The organism is Pseudomonas sp. PDM13, assembly GCF_025685765.1.
Taxonomy (GTDB): Bacteria; Pseudomonadota; Gammaproteobacteria; order Pseudomonadales; family Pseudomonadaceae; genus Metapseudomonas; species Metapseudomonas solani.
In genome coordinates this window covers 1-21,994 of record NZ_JAOTQU010000045.1, presented here as the reverse complement: position 1 = coordinate 21,994, position 21,994 = coordinate 1, and the positions used below count along the sequence as shown (strand labels likewise).

Annotated in this window: 23 protein-coding genes; 16 read left to right on the top strand and 7 right to left on the bottom strand. The window is 68.2% G+C overall.

The features are described 5' to 3' along the window. The first annotated feature begins 102 nt into the window (after positions 1 to 102). On the top strand, positions 103 to 543 hold the full coding sequence (locus OEJ36_RS29755) for a CopD family copper resistance protein (protein WP_263404567.1): 441 nt from the start codon (positions 103 to 105) through the stop codon (positions 541 to 543). A 9-nt stretch (positions 544 to 552) separates the two neighbouring features. Here the strand turns inward: OEJ36_RS29755 and hrpB are convergent, their stop codons facing one another. Then, a complete protein-coding gene (gene hrpB, locus OEJ36_RS29750) occupies positions 553 to 3,084 on the bottom strand; it encodes an ATP-dependent helicase HrpB (protein WP_263404566.1) in 2,532 nt (843 codons plus the stop codon). Between the two features lie 129 nt (positions 3,085 to 3,213). Between hrpB and OEJ36_RS29745 the strand changes: the two genes are divergently transcribed. The 7 genes from OEJ36_RS29745 (at position 3,214) to OEJ36_RS29715 (ending at position 7,362) form a co-directional block, all read left to right on the top strand. Further along, positions 3,214 to 3,633, top strand: a complete 420-nt coding sequence (locus OEJ36_RS29745; protein ID WP_184489652.1) for a polyribonucleotide nucleotidyltransferase — start codon at positions 3,214 to 3,216, stop codon at positions 3,631 to 3,633. Beyond that, positions 3,633 to 4,136, top strand: a complete 504-nt coding sequence (locus tag OEJ36_RS29740; RefSeq protein WP_263404565.1) for a DinB family protein — start codon at positions 3,633 to 3,635, stop codon at positions 4,134 to 4,136. Before OEJ36_RS29745 ends, OEJ36_RS29740 begins: the two co-directional genes overlap by 1 nt. Beyond that, the gene (locus OEJ36_RS29735; RefSeq protein ID WP_263404564.1) at positions 4,133 to 5,026 is read left to right on the top strand and encodes a cation diffusion facilitator family transporter; all 894 of its coding nucleotides are present in this window, start codon (positions 4,133 to 4,135) and stop codon (positions 5,024 to 5,026) included. Before OEJ36_RS29740 ends, OEJ36_RS29735 begins: the two co-directional genes overlap by 4 nt. A 110-nt stretch (positions 5,027 to 5,136) precedes the next feature. Then, positions 5,137 to 5,556, top strand: a complete 420-nt coding sequence (locus tag OEJ36_RS29730; RefSeq protein ID WP_263404563.1) for an MAPEG family protein — start codon at positions 5,137 to 5,139, stop codon at positions 5,554 to 5,556. Between the two features lie 466 nt (positions 5,557 to 6,022). Further along, positions 6,023 to 6,502, top strand: coding sequence for an Lrp/AsnC family transcriptional regulator (locus tag OEJ36_RS29725; RefSeq protein ID WP_021221993.1), 480 nt, complete (start codon positions 6,023 to 6,025; stop codon positions 6,500 to 6,502). Positions 6,503 to 6,690: 188 nt separating this feature from the next. Beyond that, complete coding sequence (locus OEJ36_RS29720) at positions 6,691 to 6,894, top strand: DUF2788 domain-containing protein (RefSeq protein ID WP_021221994.1); 204 nt, start codon at positions 6,691 to 6,693, stop codon at positions 6,892 to 6,894. A 75-nt stretch (positions 6,895 to 6,969) separates the two neighbouring features. After that, positions 6,970 to 7,362: a globin gene (locus OEJ36_RS29715; protein ID WP_263404562.1), complete on the top strand. Its 393-nt coding sequence runs from the start codon at positions 6,970 to 6,972 to the stop codon at positions 7,360 to 7,362. 15 nt (positions 7,363 to 7,377) lie between these two features. Here OEJ36_RS29715 and OEJ36_RS29710 read toward each other — a convergent pair whose 3' ends face one another. Further along, complete coding sequence (locus tag OEJ36_RS29710; RefSeq protein ID WP_263404575.1) at positions 7,378 to 7,947, bottom strand: pseudouridine synthase; 570 nt, start codon at positions 7,945 to 7,947, stop codon at positions 7,378 to 7,380. A gap of 152 nt (positions 7,948 to 8,099) precedes the next feature. On the opposite strand from OEJ36_RS29710, the gene OEJ36_RS29705 reads away from it, so the two are divergent. Continuing rightward, entirely contained in the window at positions 8,100 to 9,179 is a 1,080-nt protein-coding gene (locus OEJ36_RS29705; protein WP_263404561.1) for an MBL fold metallo-hydrolase, read from the top strand. A 62-nt stretch (positions 9,180 to 9,241) separates the two neighbouring features. Here OEJ36_RS29705 and OEJ36_RS29700 read toward each other — a convergent pair whose 3' ends face one another. Both OEJ36_RS29700 and amn read right to left on the bottom strand, forming a co-directional pair. Further along, the gene (locus OEJ36_RS29700) at positions 9,242 to 10,051 is read right to left on the bottom strand and encodes a hypothetical protein (protein ID WP_184489648.1); all 810 of its coding nucleotides are present in this window, start codon (positions 10,049 to 10,051) and stop codon (positions 9,242 to 9,244) included. Between the two features lie 149 nt (positions 10,052 to 10,200). Continuing rightward, positions 10,201 to 11,682: an AMP nucleosidase gene (gene amn, locus OEJ36_RS29695; protein ID WP_263404560.1), complete on the bottom strand. Its 1,482-nt coding sequence runs from the start codon at positions 11,680 to 11,682 to the stop codon at positions 10,201 to 10,203. A gap of 146 nt (positions 11,683 to 11,828) precedes the next feature. On the opposite strand from amn, the gene OEJ36_RS29690 reads away from it, so the two are divergent. From OEJ36_RS29690 to OEJ36_RS29680, 3 genes are all read left to right on the top strand, one after another. Beyond that, entirely contained in the window at positions 11,829 to 12,560 is a 732-nt protein-coding gene (locus OEJ36_RS29690) for a hypothetical protein (RefSeq protein WP_263404559.1), read from the top strand. A 102-nt stretch (positions 12,561 to 12,662) separates the two neighbouring features. Continuing rightward, complete coding sequence (locus OEJ36_RS29685; protein ID WP_263404558.1) at positions 12,663 to 12,899, top strand: type II toxin-antitoxin system Phd/YefM family antitoxin; 237 nt, start codon at positions 12,663 to 12,665, stop codon at positions 12,897 to 12,899. Next, on the top strand, positions 12,899 to 13,315 hold the full coding sequence (locus tag OEJ36_RS29680) for a type II toxin-antitoxin system VapC family toxin (RefSeq protein WP_263404557.1): 417 nt from the start codon (positions 12,899 to 12,901) through the stop codon (positions 13,313 to 13,315). The genes OEJ36_RS29685 and OEJ36_RS29680 overlap by 1 nt, the downstream gene beginning before the upstream one ends. Positions 13,316 to 13,357: 42 nt before the next feature. Here OEJ36_RS29680 and OEJ36_RS29675 read toward each other — a convergent pair whose 3' ends face one another. The 3 genes from OEJ36_RS29675 to OEJ36_RS29665 form a co-directional block, all read right to left on the bottom strand. Beyond that, on the bottom strand, positions 13,358 to 15,007 hold the full coding sequence (locus OEJ36_RS29675; protein WP_263404556.1) for an acyl-CoA dehydrogenase family protein: 1,650 nt from the start codon (positions 15,005 to 15,007) through the stop codon (positions 13,358 to 13,360). Between the two features lie 10 nt (positions 15,008 to 15,017). Continuing rightward, entirely contained in the window at positions 15,018 to 15,656 is a 639-nt protein-coding gene (locus tag OEJ36_RS29670; protein WP_263404555.1) for a TetR/AcrR family transcriptional regulator, read from the bottom strand. A gap of 106 nt (positions 15,657 to 15,762) precedes the next feature. Further along, a complete protein-coding gene (locus OEJ36_RS29665; RefSeq protein WP_263404554.1) occupies positions 15,763 to 18,156 on the bottom strand; it encodes a hybrid sensor histidine kinase/response regulator in 2,394 nt (797 codons plus the stop codon). Positions 18,157 to 18,455: 299 nt separating this feature from the next. Here OEJ36_RS29665 and OEJ36_RS29660 point away from each other — a divergent pair, with 299 nt between their 5' ends. The 4 genes from OEJ36_RS29660 (at position 18,456) to OEJ36_RS29645 (ending at position 21,927) form a co-directional block, all read left to right on the top strand. Next, entirely contained in the window at positions 18,456 to 19,253 is a 798-nt protein-coding gene (locus tag OEJ36_RS29660) for a hydroxymethylpyrimidine/phosphomethylpyrimidine kinase (protein ID WP_263404553.1), read from the top strand. Beyond that, positions 19,250 to 19,879: a thiamine phosphate synthase gene (gene thiE, locus OEJ36_RS29655; RefSeq protein WP_263404552.1), complete on the top strand. Its 630-nt coding sequence runs from the start codon at positions 19,250 to 19,252 to the stop codon at positions 19,877 to 19,879. Before OEJ36_RS29660 ends, thiE begins: the two co-directional genes overlap by 4 nt. A 33-nt stretch (positions 19,880 to 19,912) precedes the next feature. Beyond that, positions 19,913 to 21,202, top strand: a complete 1,290-nt coding sequence (gene hemL / locus OEJ36_RS29650; protein WP_263404551.1) for a glutamate-1-semialdehyde 2,1-aminomutase — start codon at positions 19,913 to 19,915, stop codon at positions 21,200 to 21,202. Between the two features lie 176 nt (positions 21,203 to 21,378). Further along, positions 21,379 to 21,927, top strand: coding sequence for a tetratricopeptide repeat protein (locus OEJ36_RS29645; RefSeq protein ID WP_263404550.1), 549 nt, complete (start codon positions 21,379 to 21,381; stop codon positions 21,925 to 21,927). Positions 21,928 to 21,994 lie beyond the last annotated feature (67 nt).

Here is a 21,994-nt window from a genome sequence, read left to right as displayed (position 1 = left end):
GCCTCACCCACAGCTGACCCAGGTCAGGGCGCGCTTCGCGGTACGCGGCATGATCGGCAACGGGCTTAGTGCCCGCCGCCATCCGCCGTTCGGGAGCCCGCCATGCATTACCTGCTGCTCAAGTTCATCCACCTGACCGCCGCTGCCTTTTTCATTGGCGGGGTGTTTTTCGAGGTGATGATTCTCAGCCGCGCCACCCCGATGCTGGAGCAGGAGCCGCGCGAGCGCTTCTCCAAGGCGCTGGGGCAGCGCGCACGCAAGGTGATGCACTGGGTGGTGCTGGCACTGTTCGGTGCCGGGCTGGGGCTGGCCATGCACTATCGGGCGGCGTTGCATGCACCGCTGTCCAGCAGCTTCGGCACCCTGCTGACGCTGAAGATCATCCTGGCGCTGAGCATCCTCGGGCACTTCCTGCTGGTGGTGGTGCTGATGCGCCGTGGGCAGATGACGCCGCAGCGTTCGCGGCGCATCCACATCAGCGTGCTGGTGCACATGCTGGGGGTGATCTTCCTGGCCAAGGCGATGTTCCTCCTCAGCTGGTAAGCCACCCCCTCACTTGCGCGGCTTGGCCCGGGCAGTGGGCTCGGCGATCAGCGGGTCGTCCGGCCAGTAGTGCTTCGGGTAGCGGCCCTTGAGGTCCTTCTTCACCTCGATATAGGTGTTGGCCCAGAAGCTGGCCAGGTCCTGGGTGACCTGCACCGGGCGGCGCGCGGGAGACAGCAGGTGCAGCTTGACCACCTGGCGGCCCTCGGCGATGCGCGGCGTGTCGGCCAGGCCGAACAGCTCCTGCAGGCGCACCGCGAGCACGGGGGTGTCTTCGCTGTAGTCGAGGCGGATGGCCGAGCCGGACGGCACGGTGATCGCGCGCGGCGCCAGCTCGTCGAGGCGCTGGGGCAGCGGCCAGGGCAGCAGGCCGGCGAGGATGCCCGGCAGCTCCAGGGCGGAGAAGTGGCTGAGACGGCTGACCTTGCCCAGCCAGGGTGCGAGCCAGTCTTCCAGGGAATCGAGCAGCGCGGCATCGGAGAGGTCCGGCCAGTCGCTGCTGCCCTGACGGGCCAGGTCGAGACGCCGCAGCAGCGCCACGCGGGCCTGCCACTGGCGCAGGTCCGGCGTCCAGCTCAACAGCTCCAGGCCCTTGCGCCGCACCAACCCCACCAGGGCGCGGGTGCGCGCGGCTTCGTCCAGGCTGGCCAGGGGTTCGCGATCCAGCACCAGCTCGCCGATGCGCCGCTGGCGTTCGGCCCGCAGCACGCCTTCGCGCTCGTCCCAATCCAGCAGCTCCTGGGCGCTGACCTGTTCGGCCAGGGGGCCTTCGAACAGCGTCGGGTCGAGGTCGGTGGCGAGGTAGATGCGCTCCTCGCGCTGGCCCTGGCGGCTGCCCAGGTCGGCGATTACCAACCAGGGCTCCTTCATCAGCGCATCGGGCTCGGCGAACAGCGCGGCACGGCCGTTGGCCAGGCGGTATTCGGCGCCACCGGGACGGCGTTGCTGGGCGATGCGGTCGGGGTAGGCGAAGGCCAGCAGGCAGCCGAGCCAGCGCGGGTGGTCCGGGTCGGCCACGGCTTCGCTGGCGGTGCCACGCAGGTAGGAGCGGAACTGTCGGGCCAGTTGGCGGGCACGCTGCACGCCGCCCTTGGCGCCACGGGCGGCGCCTGCCTCGCCGGTGAGCAGGGCGATGCGGCTGTGCAGGTCGGCGCCGCCACCCCGGAGGATGTCGCGCTCGCCCAGCAGCGCAGCGAGGTCGCAGGCCAGGCTGCCGAGCCCCAGCGCCTGCCCGCGCAGCAACAGGTGGGCGATGCGCGGGTGCGCCGGCAGCTCGGCCATGGCCTGGCCGTGGGCGGTGAGCGTCAGGCCGCCGCTGTCGCGCGGGGCCAGGGCGCCCAGGCGGCGCAGCAGGTCACGGGCCTGGCCGTGGGCGGCGGCGGGCGGCGGGTCGAGCCAGGCCAGTTCGCCGGGCTCCACGCCCCAGCGCGCCAGTTGCAGGGCCAGGCCGGCGAGGTCGGCCTGGAGGATTTCAGCACTGCCGTGGGCGGCCAGCTGCTGGTGCTGGGCCTCGGACCAGAGGCGGTAGCAGGCGCCCGGCTCCAGGCGCCCGGCGCGGCCGGCACGCTGGGTGGCAGAGGCGCGGGAGATGCGCTGGGTGTCGAGGCGGGTCATGCCACTGGCCGGGTCGAAACAGGGCACCCGCTCCAGGCCGGCGTCCACCACCACGCGCACGCCGTCGATGGTCAGGCTGGTTTCGGCAATATTGGTGGCCAGCACCACCTTGCGCTTGCCGGCCGGCGCGGGCTCGATGGCGGCGCGCTGGGCGGCCAGGTCGAGCTCGCCGTGCAGCGGGCAGAGCAGGACGTCGCTGCGCCCCTGCAGCTGTTCGCCGAGCTGCTCGGCGACGCGGCGGATCTCGGCCTGGCCGGGGAGGAACACGAGGATGCTGCCCGGCTGGTCGGCCAGGGCCAGGAGCACCGTCTGCAGCACCCGCGGCTCGATGTATTCGCCAGCCTGGAAGGGCCGCCCCCAGTGGATATCCACAGGGAACATGCGCCCCTCGCTGCGCACCGCGGGCGCCGCGTCCAGCAGGCTGGAAAGGCGCTCGCCCTCCAGGGTGGCGGACATCAGCAGCACCTTCAGCGGCGGCTCGTCACGCAGCAGCGCGCGACCGTTGAGGGTCAGCGCCAGGGCCAGGTCGGCGTCGAGGCTGCGTTCATGGAATTCGTCGAAGATCACCAGGCCGACGCCTTCCAGCGCCGGATCGTCCTGCAAACGACGGGCGAGGATGCCTTCGGTGACCACTTCGATGCGCGTGCGCGGGCCGACCTTCGACTCCAGGCGGATGCGGTAGCCCACGGTCTCGCCGACCTTTTCGCCCAGCTCGTCGGCCAGGCGCTCGGCGGCGGCCCGGGCGGCCAGGCGACGGGGTTCGAGCATGAGGATGGACTGCCCGGCGAGCCAGGGTTCGCCCAGCAGCGCCAGGGGGACGCGGGTGGTCTTGCCGGCGCCGGGGGGCGCTTCGAGCACCGCTTCGTGGCGCTGCGCAAGGGCCTCGCGCAGGGCGGGCAGGACGGCATCGATGGGTAGCGGATTCATGGGGGCTCCAACGCGGGGTGGCGATTATAGCGGCGAACTGCCAGCCCTTTCGTGTGGTCTCAACACTGCCGTGCGTTTTGCAATGAACGCCTTGGTATAGTGACGCCACTTTCTCGCCTGGAGCCGCATATGCGCATGTCTTCCCGTTTGATCGGTGGTGCCGTCGCCGCCGCCCTGCTGACCCAGCTGACCGCTTGCGGCACGCTGTTCTTCCCTGACCGCCGTGGCCAGATCGAAGGCAAGATCGACCCCGTGGTCGCCGCCCTCAACGCCGTCGGCATCCTCTTCTATGTGATCCCCGGCCTGATCGCCTTCGGCGTCGACTTCGCCACCGGTGCCATCTACCTGCCGGACAACGAGACCGCCCAGGTCGACCCGGCGCTGCTGAAAGACGCCATCGGCACCGACGGCAAGATCGACAACGCCCGCCTCAAGGCGATCATCGAGCGTGAAACCGGCCGCAACCTGCCGCTGGACGACCCGCGCCTGATCCAGCACAGCGGCAGCCTCGAGCAACTGGCCGCCTATGGCCTGAAACCGGCCGCCTGATGCGTGCGCTCGCCAGCCATTTCGACAGACTCCTGGCCTACCACGGCTGGGCCTACCGGCAATTGCTGGCGAGCCTCGCGCCCCTCGACGACACCCGCTACCGGGCCGATCGCGGCCTGTTCTTCGGCTCAATCCACGGCACCCTGAACCACCTGGCCGTGGTGGACCGCATCTGGTTCTCCCGCCTGCTGCACCTGCCCCGCCCCTTCGAGCGGCTGGACGCCGAGGCCGCGCCGGACCGCGCCGCCCTGGCCGCCGTGCTGGCCGAAGGCATCGGCCTGTGGCGTGCCTGGCTGGCCGGCCAGGACGACGACGCCCTGGCCGCGCCCCTGGAGTACCAGAACATGAAGGGCGAGCCCTTCCGCCGCCCCCATGCGGAAATCATCACCCACCTGGTGAACCACGGCACCCACCACCGGGGCCAGGTGACCGCAGCGATGACGGCGATGGGCCTGGAAAGCCCGCCGCTGGATTTCATCTACTACCAGCCCAGCCGTTCATGAGCACTTCAGCGCAGCACGCGCGCCTGTTGCGCCTGGCCACCAGTGCCTCGCTGTGCGTCGCCCTGACCCTGGTGCTGGCCAAGGCCGTCGCCTGGTGGTTGAGCGGCTCGGTCAGCCTGCTGGCGGGCCTGACCGACTCGCTGCTGGACAGCGCCGCCTCCCTGCTCAACCTGCTGGCCGTGCGTTTCGCCCTGAAGCCGGCGGACGATGACCATCGCTTCGGCCACGGCAAGGCGGAATCCCTCGCCGGGCTGGCCCAGGCCATGTTCATCGCCGCCAGCGCCGTGCTGGTGGGCGTGCAGGCGGTCGAGCACCTGCGCGAGCCGGAGCCCCTGGGCAGCCAGGGCCTGGGCATCGCGGTGATGGTGCTGTCCCTGGTGCTGACCCTCGCCCTGCTGGCCTTCCAACGCCATGTGGTGCAGGTCACCCACTCCACCGCGGTGCGAGCCGATTCCCTGCACTACCGCTCGGACCTGCTGCTCAACACCAGCATCCTCATCGCCCTGGCGCTGGCCAGCCAGGGCTGGGACCGGGTAGACGGCTTCTTCGGCCTGGGCATCGCCGCCTACATCCTCTGGAGCGCCATCAGCATCGCCCGGGAATCGGTGGCAGTGCTGATGGACGAGGAAGTCTCCGCGGAAGTGGGTGAGCGCATGCACCAGCTCGCCTGCGCGGTGCCCGGGGTGCTGGGCGCCCATGACCTGCGCACGCGCATTTCCGGCAGCCACTGGTATGTGCAACTGCACCTGGAGCTGCCGGGCGAGTTGCCGCTGTCCCAGGCCCATGCGCTGTGCGTGCGGGTGGAGCAGGCGATCATCGCGGCCTACCCTCGGGCCGAGGTGCTGGTGCACGCCGACCCCATCGAGGTGGTCCAGGTCGCACGCAGCTAAACCGCCCTCCCGGTATTCCTCCCCATTGTTGGTTGGCTTCGCAGATTTAGAGCAATTGCTCTATATTCGCCACGCGTCATCCCACAACAACAATTCGAGGAGCCTTTCCCATGTCGCAATCCCCCACTGCCATCGCGTTGCTCGGCCTGATCGCCTGGAGCCTGCTGCTGGTCTTTTTGCTGGTGAATCAGCGCGGCCTGCTGGTGCTCGGCGGGCGGATGAAGGTCAACGCCTTCGCCCCCGATGGCAGCAACACGCCCGGTGCGCTCGGCCAGCGCCTGGTGCGTGCCCACGCCAACTGCCTGGAAAACCTGCCGATGCAGGCGGCGGTGCTGCTGTTCGCCCTGGTCACCGCGCAAACCGCCATAACCGACCCGCTGGCCCTGGTGCTGCTGGGCGCGCGCATCTTCCAGAGCCTGATGCACCTGATCAGCACCAGCGCGCTGTTCGTCTGGCTGCGCTTCGCCGGCTTCTTCGTGCAGCTGGCGGTGCTGGCCTGGTGGCTGCTGCGCCTGGCCAATCTGGTCTGAGATATCCACAGCTACCGCAGGATGGGCCAGACGGCGTTCCGCGAGCGTGGCGGAACCCATCATGGGCATGCGCATCAGCATGGGTTTCGCTTCGCTCTACCCATCCTACGAATCAAACCCGTGCATCACGGGTTTTTCTCGCGGGCAATAAAAAAGGGGGGCCCCTATTTCGGGCCCCCCTTTGGGGAATCTGTCCTGTGCTGGCAATTGTGTCGCCGCTTTCATCGCCTGCCTGATTGGGCAGCGCGGACCCGGGGGCCGACTCGAACCGGTGGGTTCGGCGGCGCCGACGCGCCTGATTGGGCGGGTCGGGTGGACATGCTGTCCGGGCCGTGAAACTGAGAAGAATCTTAAGCTGCCAAGCGCGACAGATGATTGCAAAGATTGCTCTGTAGATTGCAACTTGCGCAATTTTTCACTAATCGCGCATTATTTCTGGCAATCCATATGGAATCCGGGTGCAAAGATGGAAAAACTTGACCGCTACGACCTGAAGATCCTCGCCGAACTGCAGCGCGATGCGCGCATCTCCAACCAGGAGCTGGCCGAGCGCATCGGCCTGTCGCCCTCGCCCTGCTCGCGGCGGGTGAAGCAGCTGGAAGATGACGGCTACATCGTGCGCCAGGTGGCGCTGCTCGACCGCAAGAAGCTGGGGCTGAGCCTGACCGCCTATGTGCTGATCGGCATGGACCGCCACACCCCGGAGCGCTTCGAGCACTTCCAGTCGGTGATCGGCCAGTGCCCGGAGGTGCTGGAGTGCTGCCTGGTGACGGGCATGGAGGCGGACTACCAGCTCAAGGTGGTGGTGCCGGACATGGACCACTACCAGCAGTTCCTGCTGGGCCAGTTGACCCGCATCGAGGGCGTGACCAGCGTGCGTTCGAGCTTCGTGCTCAACCAGGTGCTGAGCACCACGGAGCTGCCGCTGACCCACCTGCGCGGCTAATACGTAGGTGGTACTGGCGAGCACCGGAGCGCGGCGTATAATCGCCGCGCCTTTGCTGTGCCCCGCGTGGTTTCGCCAATAAGAGCCCCAGGCTCGCAGAACAACAACCGCAGCCCCCGCCCTCACGGCATCACTGCCCGGCGCATTCCCGCGCCGGGTCTGATTCGTTTCGCTGCTAGAGGTTGAGAATGAGCCCCGAGAAATTCGAAGAGTGGATGATGACCGCGATGATCGCCGGTCTCGTGCTGTTCATGGCGTTCATCGTCTGGGACCTCGCGAAGAAGTCCAAGGCCGGTCGCTTCGGCACCTTCATTCTGTTCCTCGCCCTGGGTCTCGGCGTACTCGGCTTCGTCATCAAGTCCCTGGTGATCGGCGGCCTCGAAGGCATGTAAAAAACCTCCCCCGTGCTACCCGTGCCGGCAAGGTCGCCTGCGCGGGCGGCTTCGTTTTTTCTGCCTGGAGACAACATGAACGCAACTGATCGCGTCATGCAGAGCTATGGACGCTGCTGTGCCAACCCCGATTTCTTCGATGCCTTCTATCGCCGCTTTCTCGACAGCTCGCCGCAGATCCGCGCCAAGTTCGTCGACACCGACATGCCCGCGCAAAAGGCGCTGCTGCGCCAGGGCATCCTCAACCTGGTGATGTTCGCCCGCGGCATGCCCGATACCAAGTTGCGTGCACTCGGCGCCACCCACTCCCGCGAGGGCTTCGACATCCGCCCCGAGATGTACGACCTGTGGATGGAGTCGCTGCTGCTGACCATCGCCGAGCACGACAAGGAACACAGCACCGAGGTGCGCGCCGCCTGGCGCGAGGTGCTGAACAAGGGCATCGAAGTGATCAAGTCCTTCTACTGATCCAGCCGCCGGCGCTCAATCCAGACGCGCCGGCACTTCCCTCCATTGCCCCAGACCCAGCCCATCCAGGGCGAAGGGGCCGATGCGCACGCGCACCAGGCGCAGGGTCGGCAGGCCGACGGCGGCCGTCATGCGCCGCACCTGACGGTTGCGCCCCTCACGGATCACCAGTTCCAGCCAGGCCGTGGGTACGCTCTTGCGGAAGCGCACCGGCGGGTCGCGCTCCCACAGTTGCGGCGCCTCCAGCAGGCGCGCCTCGGCCGGCAGGGTCGGGCCGTCGTTGAGTTCGACGCCGTCCCGCAGGCGCTGCAGCTGTTCTTCGTTGGGCTCCCCTTCCACCTGCACCCAGTAGGTCTTGGCCAGCTTGTGCTTGGGATCGGCGATGCGCGACTGCAAGCGGCCGTCATTGGTCAACAGCAGCAGGCCCTCGCTGTCACGGTCGAGACGCCCGGCGGGGTAGATGCCGGGGATGTCGATGAAGTCCTTGAGGGTGGCGCGCCCTTCCCCATCGCTGAACTGGGTGAGCACGTCGAACGGCTTGTTGAACAGCACCAGGCGCGGCTCGGTCGGCGGCGCCTTGGCCACGCGGCGGGGAGCGGCGGGCTGGGGGCGGCGGGAAGAGGGACGTGGAGAGCGCGGCGGGCGGGACGACATGGCTGGTTACGAGCGGCAGTGGACAGGGTATCGGAAGCGCATGCTAGGTTGAGCGCCCCACCACCGCAAGAGCGAGGACCACCATGCCCCGTGCGTTACGCCCCACCTGGCTGATCAGCCTGATGACCCTGGCCGGCTGCGCGGGCACGCCCTACCAGGGGCCGGCCTCGGACCATTTCGACGGCCAGCGTTTCCACAATATCGAGCCCAAGCCGCACAAGGACCTGTGGTCGGTGCTGAAGTGGCAGTTCAACCGCGAGAAGCAGGCGCCCTGGGTGGAAGAGCCCGCCGTCGCCGCGCCCGAGGTCGTCGAGCGGGTGCAGGGCGACGAGCTGCGCATCACCTACATCAACCACGCCACCGTGCTGATCCAGCACCGCGGGCTGAACATCGTTACCGACCCGGTGTGGTCCCAGCGCGCCAGCCCCTTCAGCTTCATCGGCCCGCGCCGCCACCAGCAGCCGGGCCTGAGCCTCAACCAGCTGCCGCCCATCGACCTGATCCTGGTCAGCCACAACCATTACGACCACCTGGACCTGGAAAGCCTGCGCGGCCTGGCCGAGCGCTTCCCCCTGGCCACGGTCGCCACCGGGCTGGGCAACGGCCCGCTGATCCGTGAGACCGGTTTCGCCCGCGTGGTGGAGCTGGACTGGTGGCAGGAACTGCCGCTGAACGACGAGCTCACCCTGCACTCGGTGCCGGTGCAGCACTGGTCGGCGCGCACCCGCAGCGACACCAATCAGACCCTATGGATGGGCTTCGTGGTCACCTCGCCGGACGGCCCGCTGCTGTTCCCCGGCGATACCGGGCTGGGGCCGGAGTTCCGCCTGATCCACGAGCGCTTCGGGCCCATGCGCTTCGCCGCCCTGCCCATCGGCGCCTATGCGCCACGCTGGTTCATGCGCGACAACCACATGAACCCGGACGATGCCGTGCAGGCCCACAAGCAGCTGGATTCGCGCAACAGCCTGGCCATCCACTTCGGCACCTTCAACCTCACCGACGAAGGCCAGTACACCCCGCCCAAGGACCTGGCCAAGGCGCTGGCGGACTGGAACGTGGCGGCCGACAACTTCCGCGTGCCGACGCCGGGCTACCAGTGGCAGGTGCCCGCCCTGGACCGCGACGTCGCAACCGGCCTCGCCGAGGCCAGCGGCAACTGAGCCACCGCCCGTAACCAAACGGGCCGCATCACGCGGCCCGCTTGGTTACGGAGCCCCCAGCCTCAGGCCAGTGCGACCGGCTCCGCCAGGGCGGCGGACGGGATCTGGCGGAGCCAGCGTGAAACACCCCACTCCCCGGCGATTAAAACCAGGAGCAGGCCGAGCTGCAGCAGCAGCGCGATGTAAAACGGCTTGAACACATGGCCGACCTGGCGCTTCAGCAGGTCCAGCAGGAACTCGGCCTGGAACAGTTGCTCCACCCGCGCATCGAGCACCCCGGCCAGCACCTTCTTGTTGAGCCCGCTGTAGCTCGCCGCCTCGCTCACCGCCACCTCGCCCAAGGCCTTGCCAAGCAGGCTCGCTCGCAGACGATCGAGCAGGTCGAAGGCCACGCGCTCGGCCAGCGACGCCTCGGCTCGCGCGTCGGCCTCCTGCTGCCGCTCGCCGCGCAGGTAATCCAGCGCCAGTTGATTGAGCGCCGCTTGCACGCTGGCGCCGCGCAAGGCCTGCAGTCGCTGCTCGTCCTGAGCCTGGACATAAGCCTGGAAGTCCTGCCAGGTGTCATCGGCCAGCCGCTGCACGGCCGGCGCGTAGCTGTCCAGGTGCCGGTTGATCTGTTGCTGTCCGCTGTACAGCATCCCGCCCTGGAATCCCAGCACACCTCCGGCCAGCGGCAGCAGCAGGAAATACAGCTTGAGCGTCCAGTGATGCCAGCGCTTGCTGCGGGCCAGCCAACCGCCACGGTGCAACTGGATGGCCAGCACCAGGCCGGCGATCGTGCCTAACAGCAGCGCGCCGCTGATCCAGGCGAAAAGGTTCAGGAAGCTGAACGGCTCCCAGAATGCCGTGAGTAAGTGGCGGGCCTGCTCCATCGATGTCACCTCGTTCGTCCTTGAAGGCCGCAGCTTAAATCGAAACCCGAGTGCACGGCTGCCGAGCAGCTCACCAAAGGACGTACGATCGTTCAGCCCCACAAGAAAAAGGGCCGCATCAAGCGGCCCTTCTCTTCATCAACGGACGATCAACGGAACGGCGGCTCGTCGAAGCTGCGCAGCTTGCGCGAGTGCAGCGAGTTGAGCTGGGTGCGCAGCAGGTCCAGCGCGGCGATGCCGATGCGCAGGTGCTGGCTGACGGCGCGCTGGTAGAAGGCGCTGGCCGAGCCCGGCAGCTTGATCTCGCTGTGCAGGGGCTTGTCGGAGACGCACAGCAACGTGCCGTAGGGCACCCGCAGGCGATAGCCCTGGGCGGCGATGGTGCCGCTTTCCATGTCCACCGCCACCGCCCGCGAGAGGTTGATCAGCGGGCGCTCCTGGGCCCAGCGCAGCTCCCAGTTGCGGTCGTCGTAGGTGAGCACGGTGCCGGTGCGCAGGCGCCGCTTGAGGTCTTCGCCGTGTTCGCCGGTAACCAGCGCCGCCGCGTCCTGCAGGGCCTGCTGCACTTCGGCCAGGGCCGGCAGCGGAATGTGCGGCGGCAGCACCCGGTCGAGGATGCCGTCACGGCGCATGTAGGCGTGGGCCAGCACGTAGTCGCCGATGGTCTGCGACTGCCGGAGCCCGCCGCAGTGGCCGATCATCAGCCAGCAGTGAGGGCGCAGCACCGCCAGGTGGTCGGTGATGTTCTTGGCGTTGGACGGGCCGACGCCGATGTTGACCAGGGTGACGCCATGGCCGTCGGCAGCGATCAGGTGATAGGCCGGCATCTGGTAGCGGTGCCAGACCACGCTGTCGATCACCGCCTGCATGGTCTCCTCATTCATGTCCCGTTCCACCAGCACGTTGCCGGGCAGGACCATGCGCACGAAGCGCGGGTCTTCGCGCAGCTGGGTGAGGCCGTGCTGGATGAACTGGTCGACGTAGCGGTGGTAGTTGGTCAGCAGGATCCAGGGCTGCACATGGCGCCAGTCGCTGCCGGTGTAGTGCACCAGGCGACGCAGGGAGAAATCCACCCGCGCGGCGTCGAACAGCGCCAGGGGCAGCGGGTCGGCCTGCTCCCAGTCGCAGAGCCCGTCGGCGACGCCATCGGTGGCGGCGGACAGGTCGGTGCTGGGGAACACCCGCGCCAGGGCGGCAGCGGTCACGTCGGTGCCGGCCAGCTCATCGCCCTGCTCGACCACATAGGGATAGGGGATGTTCTGCTGGCTCACGCCCACCTCCACCTGCACGGTGAAGTCGCTCATCAGCGGGCGCAGTTGCTCCAGCAGGTATTTGCGGAAGGCCGCGGGGTGGGTGACGGTGACGGCGTAGGTGCCGGGCACCTGGATCTTGGCGTAGGCGCGGACGGTGGACGGCACCTCGCCCTGGCAGCGGTAGGTGATGCGCAACTCCGGGTAGCGGAACAGCGCGCGCTGGTCGGCATCCGGCTCGACCCGTTCCTTGAGGTAGAGCTTGAGGGCCTGGCTCAACGCAGAGGTGGCGCGGCCATGCAGCTCGGCCAGACGGTCGACCGCCTCTTCGGCGGTGCTGGCGATGAGAAACTCGGGGGTATCCTGGGTCACGATCGGCATCCTGTCTGTGCGAACAGGTTCTATCTTGCCGCTGTCCGGGCCCGCGGCATAGAGCCTTCGGTGCATTGCGCGACGATTGTCCCGGCAATGGCAGCCTGCACGCCCTGCGGCTAGGCTTGGGCGACCCCAACGACGAGTCCTCCGCCATGGCCCGCCTTCTCTGCCTGCTACCCGCCCTCTACTGCTGCTCCCTGCTGGCCGGCGAACTCGACGGCCGCTACCAGGCCAACCTCGACGGCCAGCCCACCGAACTGGTGCTGCGCCAGGACGGCCAGGCGGTGAGTGGCCAGTACATCGAGAACGGCAGCCTGCGCCTCGACCTCAAGGGCAGCTTCGACGGCCAGGTGCTGCGGGCGGAGATCAGCGTGCCGCAATCCGGCCAGGTGGTCGCCACCCTCGCCGCCAGCTACGCCGACGCCCAACTCGCCACCCGCATCGCCGCCCGGGACCCGCGCAACGGCCAGGTGCTGGAACGCCAGGCGCTGTTCCTGCGCGCCGGCCAGGCGAGCGCACAGGCACAGCCCCAAAGCACGGGCGGCGGCCTGGACCCGGCCCTGGTGGGCAACTGGGTGCACGAGAAGATCATCAACAGCAGCGGCGGCACCGGCTTCGCCTCCTTCAACACCCTGATGACCCTGCGCCTCGGCGCCGATGGCAGCGTGGCGCAATGGACCCGCTCCGCCGGCGGTGGCGGCGACTGGAGCTACGACAGCCCCGGCCAGCTCCAATACAGCGGCCAATGGCGCAGCGATAACGGCGTGCTGCTGGTGCGCCAGCAAGGCGCCGCCGACTACCAGCCCGCCGCCCGTTACCGCTTCAGCGACCCCTACCTGGTCACCGAGGGCACGGGCGGGAAGATGATCTGGCAGCGGCGTTGAAAGCAGCGAACGGTCGATGCCCAAACCCGAGGCGGGCTTCCCGGGCTATGAACGGACCAACCAGCGGACTAAGCTGAGGCGCACCCCATCCAGGAGGTCGTCATGCAGACCCACAACATCCACGATGCCAAGACCCACCTGAGCCGCCTGGTGGAACTCGCGGCTAGTGGCGAGACCATCATCATCGCCAAGGCGGGCAAGCCCATGGCCAAGCTCGTACCGCTCGACGCGCAACCAGCCCCGATAATCGGCGCCCTCGCGGGCATGGGCACGCTCGACCTGGAAGCCTCCGAAGCGCTGGACGAGGAAGTCGCCGCGCTGTTCAGCGGGCGGGAATGATGCATCTGCTGCTCGATACCCACGTCGTCATCTGGGCGCTGACCGACGACCCGAGGTTGCGACCCCACGTGCGGGATATGCTCCTGAACCCGGAGAACGAACGCTATTACAGCGCAGCGGTGCTCTGGGAAATCGCCATCAAAACACCGCAGCGCATGGGTTTGAAGGTCTCGGTCGAGACACTGGCCCGGGCGTTACGCGACGCCGGTTATCACGAAGTCCCCATCAGCGCAGCACACGCGTTGGGCATAGCCCGGCTGCCGGCCATCCATAGCGACCCCTTCGACCGCATCCAGTACTGCCAGGCAATCGAGATGGGCGCCCTGCTGCTGACAGCCGACGCCACGTTGCTGCGCTATGGCTTCCCCTGCACGGACGCCCGTCGCGACCCGCCTCCTGGCACCACAGGCCGTTAACCCGCCCCACCGCCCCAGCCATCAAGCCCGAGCGGCCGCCCCTCAAACGAGGTGCGGCGTGCTGCGCGCCACCAGAGCTTCGACATCCGCGCCGCGCGGCAGGGTGCCGTAGACGCGGCCGCCGTGGCCGAGGCGGCTGGCGATGAAGGCGTCGGAGACGGTGGCGTTGCCGGCTTCCAGCAGCAGCTTGGCCTGCAGGCCCACGGCAACATCTTCGGTGAGCTGGCGGGCGCGGTACTGGATGTCGGCGGTGTCGTGGAAGGCGGCCTTGAGGTTGCCGATGTGGGCGGCCAGGCGGGCGTCGCCGTGGCCATCGCCCAGTTCGGCGAACAGGGCGTCGAGCACGCCGGGCTCCTTGGACAGGGCGCGCAGCACGTCCAGGCACTGGACGTTGCCGGAGCCTTCCCAGATGGAGTTGACCGGCGCTTCGCGGTAGAGGCGCGGGAGGATGGTTTCCTCGACGTAGCCGGCGCCGCCCATGCATTCCTGGGCCTCGTTGATCATCGCGGGGGCGCGTTTGCAGATCCAGTACTTGCCCACGGCTGTGACCAGGCGGGCGAACTTGTCTTCCTGCTCGTCGTGGGCATGGTCCAGGGCGCGGCCCATGCGCATGGTCAGGGCCAGCGCGGCTTCGCTTTCCAGGGCCAGGTCGGCCAGCACATTCTGCATCAGCGGCTGGTCGGCCAGCACGCGCCCGCCGACCTTGCGGTGGGCGCAGTGGTGCGCGGCCTGGGTCAGCGCCTGACGCATCAGCGAGCTGGAGCCGATCATGCAGTCGAAGCGGGTCAGGGAGACCATCTCGATGATGGTGGGCACGCCGCGCCCTTCCTCACCGATCATCCAGGCCAGGGCGCCACGGTATTCCACCTCGCTGGAGGCGTTGGCCCAGTTGCCCAGCTTGTTCTTCAGGCGCTGGATGTAGAACTGGTTGCGGGTGCCGTCCGGGCGGTGGCGCGGCAGCAGGAAGCAGGACAGGCCCTTGTCGGTGTAAGCCAGGGTGAGGAAGGCATCGCACATGGGCGCCGAGCAGAACCACTTGTGGCCGACCAGCTCGTAGGCCTGGCCCGGACCGGGTATGCCGACGGGATGAGCGCGGGTGGTGTTGGCGCGCACGTCGGTGCCGCCCTGCTTCTCGGTCATCGCCATGCCGATGGTGACGCCGCTCTTCTGCTCCATGGGCAGGTTGCGCGGGTCGTACTGGGTGGAGAGGATCTTCGGCAGCCACTTCTCGGCGATATCCGGCTGCAGCTTGAGGGCCGGGACGCTGGCGTAGGTCATGGTCAGCGGGCAGGCGTTGCCGGCTTCCGGCTGGTTGTGCAGGTAGTTGAGGGCCGCACGCGCCACCTGGGCGCCGGGGCGCGGGTCGGTCCAGGGCAGCGAGGGGATGCCGGCGGCGATGGCCGAGGCCATCAGCTCGTGGTAGGCGGGGTGGAACTCCACCAGGTCGACGCGGTTGCCGTAGCGGTCATGGCTCTTGAATACCGGCTTGTTCTCGTTGGCCAGGAAACCCGCCGCCATCAGCGCGCCGCCGGCCGCAGCACCGTAGCGGTCGAGCTGCGCCTCGGCCCAGCCGCCGTCGTAGCGGCGGGTCCATTCCTGCAGGGGCAGGTCGACGCGGTAGAGGTTGGCGCCGTCCAGGGACGGCACCTGATTGAGCACGTCATGGGTCTCGGCGAACTGATGCAGGTTCATGGCGGTTCTCCTAGGCAGGGGTGGCGGCGCCAACGGCGCGCAGGCAGAAGAAAACGAGGTTGCGGCTGACCAGTTCGAGGTCGGCCTGGGATTGCCCGGGCTCGCGGGCGGCACGGGCGGGCGGCGACAGCGGGCCGACCAGGGCTTCGGCGATGGCCCCCACCAGGCAGGCGGCGGTGAGGGGCGTGGAGAGGAGGTCGAATTCGCCGCTGGCGCGCCCTTCCTCCAGCAGCTCGATGAACAGCTCGGCGTAGGACTCGCGATAGAGCAGGCGCTGTTCGTCCACTTCCTGGTCCACCGGTTCGGCGATGAGGGCGAAGGCCAGCCGGCGGCTGCTCCAGGCGCGGGCGGCGAACTGGTTCAGGCCTTCGGCCAGGCGCCAGGTGGGGGTGCCTGGGCCGCGCAACAACTGGGCCAGGGTGTCCACTTCCACCTGGCTGGCGCGGGCGAAGACTTCGGCCGCGAGCTCGCCCTTGTTGCGGAAGTGCCGGTACAGGCTGCCGGTGGCGACGCCGGCGTCCTCGGCCAGGGCCTGCATGGTGAGTGCGGCGAAACCGCCCTCGGCAACGCGGGCCAGGGCGCAATCGAGAATACGCCGGCGCAGTTCCTGGTCACGGTCGATTCGGGTGGCGGTGACTCGGTAGGACATGGTCTGAATCCTGATTCATCTTTTCTCAGTGAATCAGGATTCAGACTTTGCAGAAAGCGGGATTAACGCCGTCGAAAAGGGGAAAAACGCCGCCTGCCGGGGCTATTCAGGCGCTGGTTTCCACCGGCCGGCATAGCAGCCAGTCGTGCAGCAGGGTGCGCAACTCTTCGAACTTGACCGGCTTGGCCAGGTAGTCGCTCATGCCCGCCGCCAGGCAGCGCTCGCGGTCGCCACTGTGGCTGTGGGCGGTGATCGCCAGCACCGGCAGGTCGGCATAGGTGGGCATGCCGCGCAAGGCACGGCAGGTGGCGAAGCCGTCCATCACCGGCATCTGGCAGTCCATCAGGACGCCGTCCACCGACTCGCGACGCAGCAGCTCCAGGGCCTCGGCACCGTTGTCGGCGGTGCGCACGCGGTAGCCGAGCTTGAGCAGCATGCCGCGGGTCACCAACTGGTTGATGGCGTTGTCTTCCACCACCAGCACGGTGCATTGCTCGGGCCGACGCTGGGCCTGGCCGGCGGCGCGGCGCGGGGGCGTGGCCGGCAGCTGCGGCTGGGCGGGCCGGGTCAGCTGCACGTCGAGACGGAAGCAGCTGCCCTGGCCGGGCTCGGATTCATGGGTGAGGTCGCCACCCAGCAGCTCCACCAGCTGCCGCGCCAGGGCCAGGCCGATGCCCAGGCCGCCGTATTCGCGGGTCATGGAGCCGTCGATCTGGCGGAAGCGGCGGTAGAGCGAGCCATCCGCCGGGGTCTGGAAGCCGATGCCGGTGTCTTCCACTTCCACGCGCAGGCCCAGGTCATCGCCGCTGGACTCCAGGCGCAACACACGCAGGGTGACACTGCCCCGGGGGGTGAACTTGATGGCGTTGTCCAGCAGGTAGCCGAGGGACTGGGAGAGCTTGCCGGCGTCGCCTTCGAGCATGTCGGGCAGGCTTTCATCCAGTTCCAGGGAGAAGCGCAGGCCCTTGTCTTCGGCACGCGGGGCGTACTGGGCGCGCAGGCTGTCGAACAGGCCGCGCAGGCTGAAGGGCTCGCGCCGGGGGTAGAGCTTGCCGGCCTGGAGTTCGGTCATGGCGAGAATGTCGTTGACCAGGCGCATCATGTCCCGCGCCGAGCTGGCGGCGGTCTTCTGGTACTGCTCCAGCTCGACGTCGAGCTTGACCGTCTGCATCAGCTCCAGGGAGCCGATCACGCCGTTCATCGGGGTGCGCAGCTCGTGGGTGACGGTGGCGAGGAATTCGTCCTTCAGGCGGTTGCTGTTGGCCAGTTCCTGGTTGAGCGTCTCCAGCTTGCGCCCGGCTTCCTGGAGGATGCGCGTGCGCTCTTCCTTCATGGCGTTGATGCGGTCGGCCAGGGCCAGGGACAGCAGCCCGACCTCCAGCGCGGAGCCGATCTGGCTGGCGTACATGGTGAGGAAGACGTTGGGCAGGTAGCCCAGCACCATCAGGGTGTTGATGGCGCCGCCGATGAGGAAGGTGGTCCAGGCGAAGATGAAGTAGCGCGCCACCCGCATGCCCCGCAGCCAGGCGAGAACGCCGGCGGTGAAGATCACCACCGTGAAGATCAGTGCCAGGGAGGTGGCCAGACGCAGGGCCACGCCGTAGCTGGCGGCCAGCGACAGCACCATCACCAGGCCACCCATGGCCATCAGCCCGAGCAGGGTGCGGTCCATCCACGGGCTGTGTTCGGCGGTGTGCAGGAAGCTGCGGGCGAACTGGCTGCCGAACAGTGAGGCCGAGCCGATCAGGAAGGGCGTCGCGGCGTTGGCCCACCAGGGGCTGTCGGGCCAGAAGAATTCGATGCCGGCACCGTTCACCGAGATCTGGTAGAGCCCGAACGAGGCGATATAGAGGATGTAGTAGAGGTAGCTGGTGTCGCGGACGCTGAGGAAGATGAACAGGTTGTAGATCAGCATCACCAGCAGCACGCCGTAGATGATGCCGAGCACGTAGATGCGCCCGGGCTGCTCCTCCAGGTAGGCCTGCGGCGACCACAGGGCCAACGGCGCCTGGATCGAGCCCTGGCTCTGCAGCCTCAGGTAGAGGCGCTGGGGCTGGTTGGGCTGCAGGTTGAGGCTGAACAGGTAGTTGTTCTGCTTGATCTCACGGCTGGAGAAGGGCAAGGCGTCGCCGGTGCGCTGGGCCAGACGGTAGCCGCCCAGGCTGTCGGGCAGGTAGAGCTCGAGGTGATCCAGCGGCGGGTAGGCGAGTTCCAGCAACCAGGGCTGCTGGCCGCCCAGCGTGCGCGGGCGGTAGTCGAGGTCCACCCGCAGCCAGAACACCGAGCGCGAGTAGCCGGCGTTGAGCACGGGCTTGTCGTGGCGGCGGAAGCTGCTTTCCAGGGCGGGAGAGGTGATATCGGCCAGGCTGGCGTCGCCGCGTACGTCCTCGAATACGTCCATGTGCCGCCCGAGGGGCAGCTGGCGGGTCTGCTCGTCGAATTCGACCGCCAGCACGGACGTGGAAACCAGAAGGAGAAGAAGCAGAAGGACGCGCCGCATGAGGCCCCGCAAAGGCCTGTTGTGCGCGTCGGGAAGTCCCTTCTTCCCCTGCTGACGCGCCACACGGGGCCTGGTTGTTCGAATTCGCTCACTTTAGCACAGCCGAAGGCCGCACGAAGAGGCACATCGCCATAAGCCACCAGCCGCTCTAGAACGGCACTTTCAAGGCATACCGCAGGAAGACGCAACGGCGTGTTCCTGCGCCACCCTGGGGCAGGTTGTCGCAGAGGCCTTTTGTCCGACAATGCGCACGGGCCAGCCGGGCTCCGGGCGCTGGAAAAGTGATAAGCTCGCGCACCATGAAAAAGCCCATCTCCCGCCCCATCGTCCTCTGTCTTTCCGGCCACGACCCCAGTGGCGGCGCCGGTCTTCAGGCGGACATCGAAGCCCTGATCGCCCAGGGTTGCCATGCCGCCCCTGCCGTGACCGCCCTCACCGTGCAGGACACCGTCAACGTTTCCGACTTCCGCGTGCTCGACCGCGAGTGGGTGCTGGCCCAGGCCCATGCGGTGATCGCCGACCTGCCGGTTTCGGCCATCAAGCTGGGCATGCTCGGCTCGGTGGAAATGGTCGAGACGGTCCTGGAAATCATGCAGTCCCTGCCGGGCGTGCCGCTGGTCTGCGACCCGGTGCTGCGCGCGGGCGGCGGTGGTGCCCTGGGCAAGGACGAAGTCGGCTTCGCCATGCGCGAGCGCCTGCTGCCGGTCGCCACCCTGGCCACCCCTAACCTGCCGGAAGCACGCATCCTCGCCGAACTGCCCGAAGGCACCGCCGACCAGTGCGCCGAGAAGCTGCTGCCGTTCGTCCGCCACCTGCTGATCACCGGCGGCCATGGCGACGAGACCGAAGTGCACAACCGCCTTTATTCCCGCGATGGCAGCCAGCACACCTTCACCTGCCAACGCCTGCCGGGCAGCTATCACGGCTCCGGCTGCACCCTGGCCAGCACCCTCGCCGGCCGCCTGGCCCTCGGCCAGGACCTGGTCAGCGCCGTGGAAACCGCCCTCGATTACACCTGGCGCACCCTGCGTGACGCCGAGCAGCCCGGCCAGGGTCAGTTCGTGCCGCGCCGCCTGCCCCTGGACTTCTGCTCATGAAGCTGCGCGGCCTCTATGCCATCACCGACAGCGCCCTGCTCGCCGACGGCCGCCTGCTGCCCTACGTCGAGGCGGCGCTCAAGGGCGGCGCCCGACTGTTGCAGTACCGCGACAAGTCCGGTGACGACGCCCGCCGCCTGCGCGAAGCCGACGCCCTGCGCGAGTTGTGCGCGCGCCACGGCGCGCAGCTGATCATCAATGACGATGCCGAACTGGCCGCACGCCTGAGCGTTGGCGTGCACCTGGGCCAGGGCGACGGCTCCCTCGCCGCTGCCCGCGCCCTGCTCGGCCGCAACGCCATCATCGGCGGCACCTGCCACGCCAACGTGGAGTTCGCCGAGGCCGCAGTGCGCGAAGGCGCCAGCTACATCGCCTTCGGCCGCTTCTTCAACTCCAACACCAAGCCCGGCGCCCCTGCCGCCACGCCCGAGCTGCTGGACGAGGCCAAGCGCCGCTTCGCCCTGCCGCTGGTGGCCATCGGCGGCGTGACCCAGGACAACGCCCCCGAGCTGATCGCCCGTGGCGCCGACCTGATCGCCGTGATCCACGCCCTGTTTGCCGCCGACAGCCCCGCCGAAGTGGAGCGCCGCGCGCGTGCCTTCAGCGCCCTGTTCGATCCGGCCTGAGCCCCGTACACCCGTTTTCAGAGAGAGCCTGACATGTCCCGTTCCGAAACCCTGTTCGCCAACGCCCAGAAACACATCCCCGGTGGCGTCAACTCGCCGGTCCGCGCCTTCAAGAGCGTCGGCGGCACGCCGCTGTTCTTCAAGCACGCTGCGGGCGCCTACGTAACGGACGAGGACGACAAGCGCTACGTGGACTACGTCGGCTCCTGGGGCCCGATGATCCTCGGCCACAGCCACCCGGACGTGCTCGACGCCGTGCGCCGCCAGCTGGAGCACGGCCTCTCCTACGGCGCCCCGACCGCCATGGAAACCGAGATGGCCGACCTGGTCTGCTCCCTGGTGCCGTCCATGGAGATGGTGCGCATGGTCAGCTCCGGCACCGAGGCGACCATGAGCGCCATCCGCCTGGCCCGTGGCTACACCGGCCGCGACAGCATCATCAAGTTCGAAGGCTGCTACCACGGCCACTCCGACAGCCTGCTGGTGAAGGCCGGCTCCGGCCTGCTGACCCAGGGCGTGCCGAGCTCCGCCGGCGTGCCCGCAGCCTTCGCCAAGCACACCCTGACGCTGCCCTTCAACGACATCGACGCCGTCGAGAAGATGCTCGGCGAAGTGGGCCAGGACGTGGCCTGCATCATCGTCGAGCCGGTGGCCGGCAACATGAACTGCGTTCCCCCGGCCCCGGGCTTCCTCGAAGGCCTGCGCCGCCTGTGCGACCAGCACGGCGTGGTGCTGATCTTCGACGAGGTGATGACCGGCTTCCGCGTCGCCCTCGGCGGCGCCCAGGGCCACTACGGCGTGACCCCGGACCTGTCCACCTTCGGCAAGATCGTCGGTGGCGGCATGCCCGTGGGCTGCTTCGGCGGCAAGCGCGAAATCATGTCGCAGATCGCCCCGCTGGGCCCGGTCTACCAGGCCGGCACCCTCTCGGGTAATCCGCTGGCCATGGCCGCCGGCCTGACCACCCTGAAGCTGATCAGCCGCCCCGGCTTCCACGCCGAGCTGAGCGACTACACCAGCCGCATGCTCGACGGCCTGCAACAACGCGCCGATGCCGCCGGCATCCCCTTCGTCACCACCCAGGCGGGTGGCATGTTCGGCCTCTACTTCAGCGGCGCCGACGACATCGTCACCTTCGACGACGTGATGGCCAGCGACGCCGAGCGCTTCAAGCACTTCTTCCACCTGATGCTGCAGGGTGGCGTGTACCTGGCGCCCAGCGCTTTCGAGGCCGGTTTCACCTCCATCGCCCACGGCAATGCCGAACTGGCCATCACCCTGGACGCCGCCGAGCGCGCGTTCGCCGAGCTGAAAAGGGCCTGACCGGCTTTACGCGGACGTTGCATCCGGGAGCTGCGCCCACGGGCCAGCGCCCGGATGCAAGGAAATCCGCGCAAAGACTTTGTAAGAAGCGCCTTGCTTATTTCATAATGTGACGGTCGGCGCGTTTCGCCGGCCGGGCCCGTCGCCCGCACTGCTTTTCGAGGCGCTGTGATTTCATGAACCGCACCGGCCGCATCCTGACCCTGGGCAGCCTGTTGCTCCTCTCCCCACTGCTGGCCGAAGCCGGCGGTAACTCCCTGCTGATCCCGGCCACCGGGCGCTGCAGCCTGAATACGCAACCCGAAGACCAGCAGGAAGCCCTCTCCAACTGCCAGCAGGCCGCCAAGGCCGGCGACACCGAGGCGCAGTACGAGCTGGGCGAGTTCTACTACGACGGCAAGCGCACCCCCCGCGACCTGCACCAGGCGCTCAACTGGTTCGAGCAAGCTTCCCTGAAAGGCAACGCCCAGGCGCAGTTCCGCCTCGGCAACATGTTCTTCCGTGGCGAAGGCGTGCCGGCCAGCAACGTGCAGGCCTATATCGTGCTGAAGATGGCCGCGGTGAACGGCTCGGACGAGGCGATGGACACCGCCGACATGGTCTCCGGCCAGATGCGCGCCGACGAACTCGAGATCGCCACCCAGGTGCTGGGGCAGATCTTCCGCAACTACCTGATCGAACTGCAGACCGCCGACGGCGGCTCGCCTTTCTCGCCGTTGCCTTAGCGGCTGCGCCGCAGCGGCAAGCGGCAAGCGGCAAGCGGCAAGCGGCAAGCGGCAAGCGGCAAGCGGC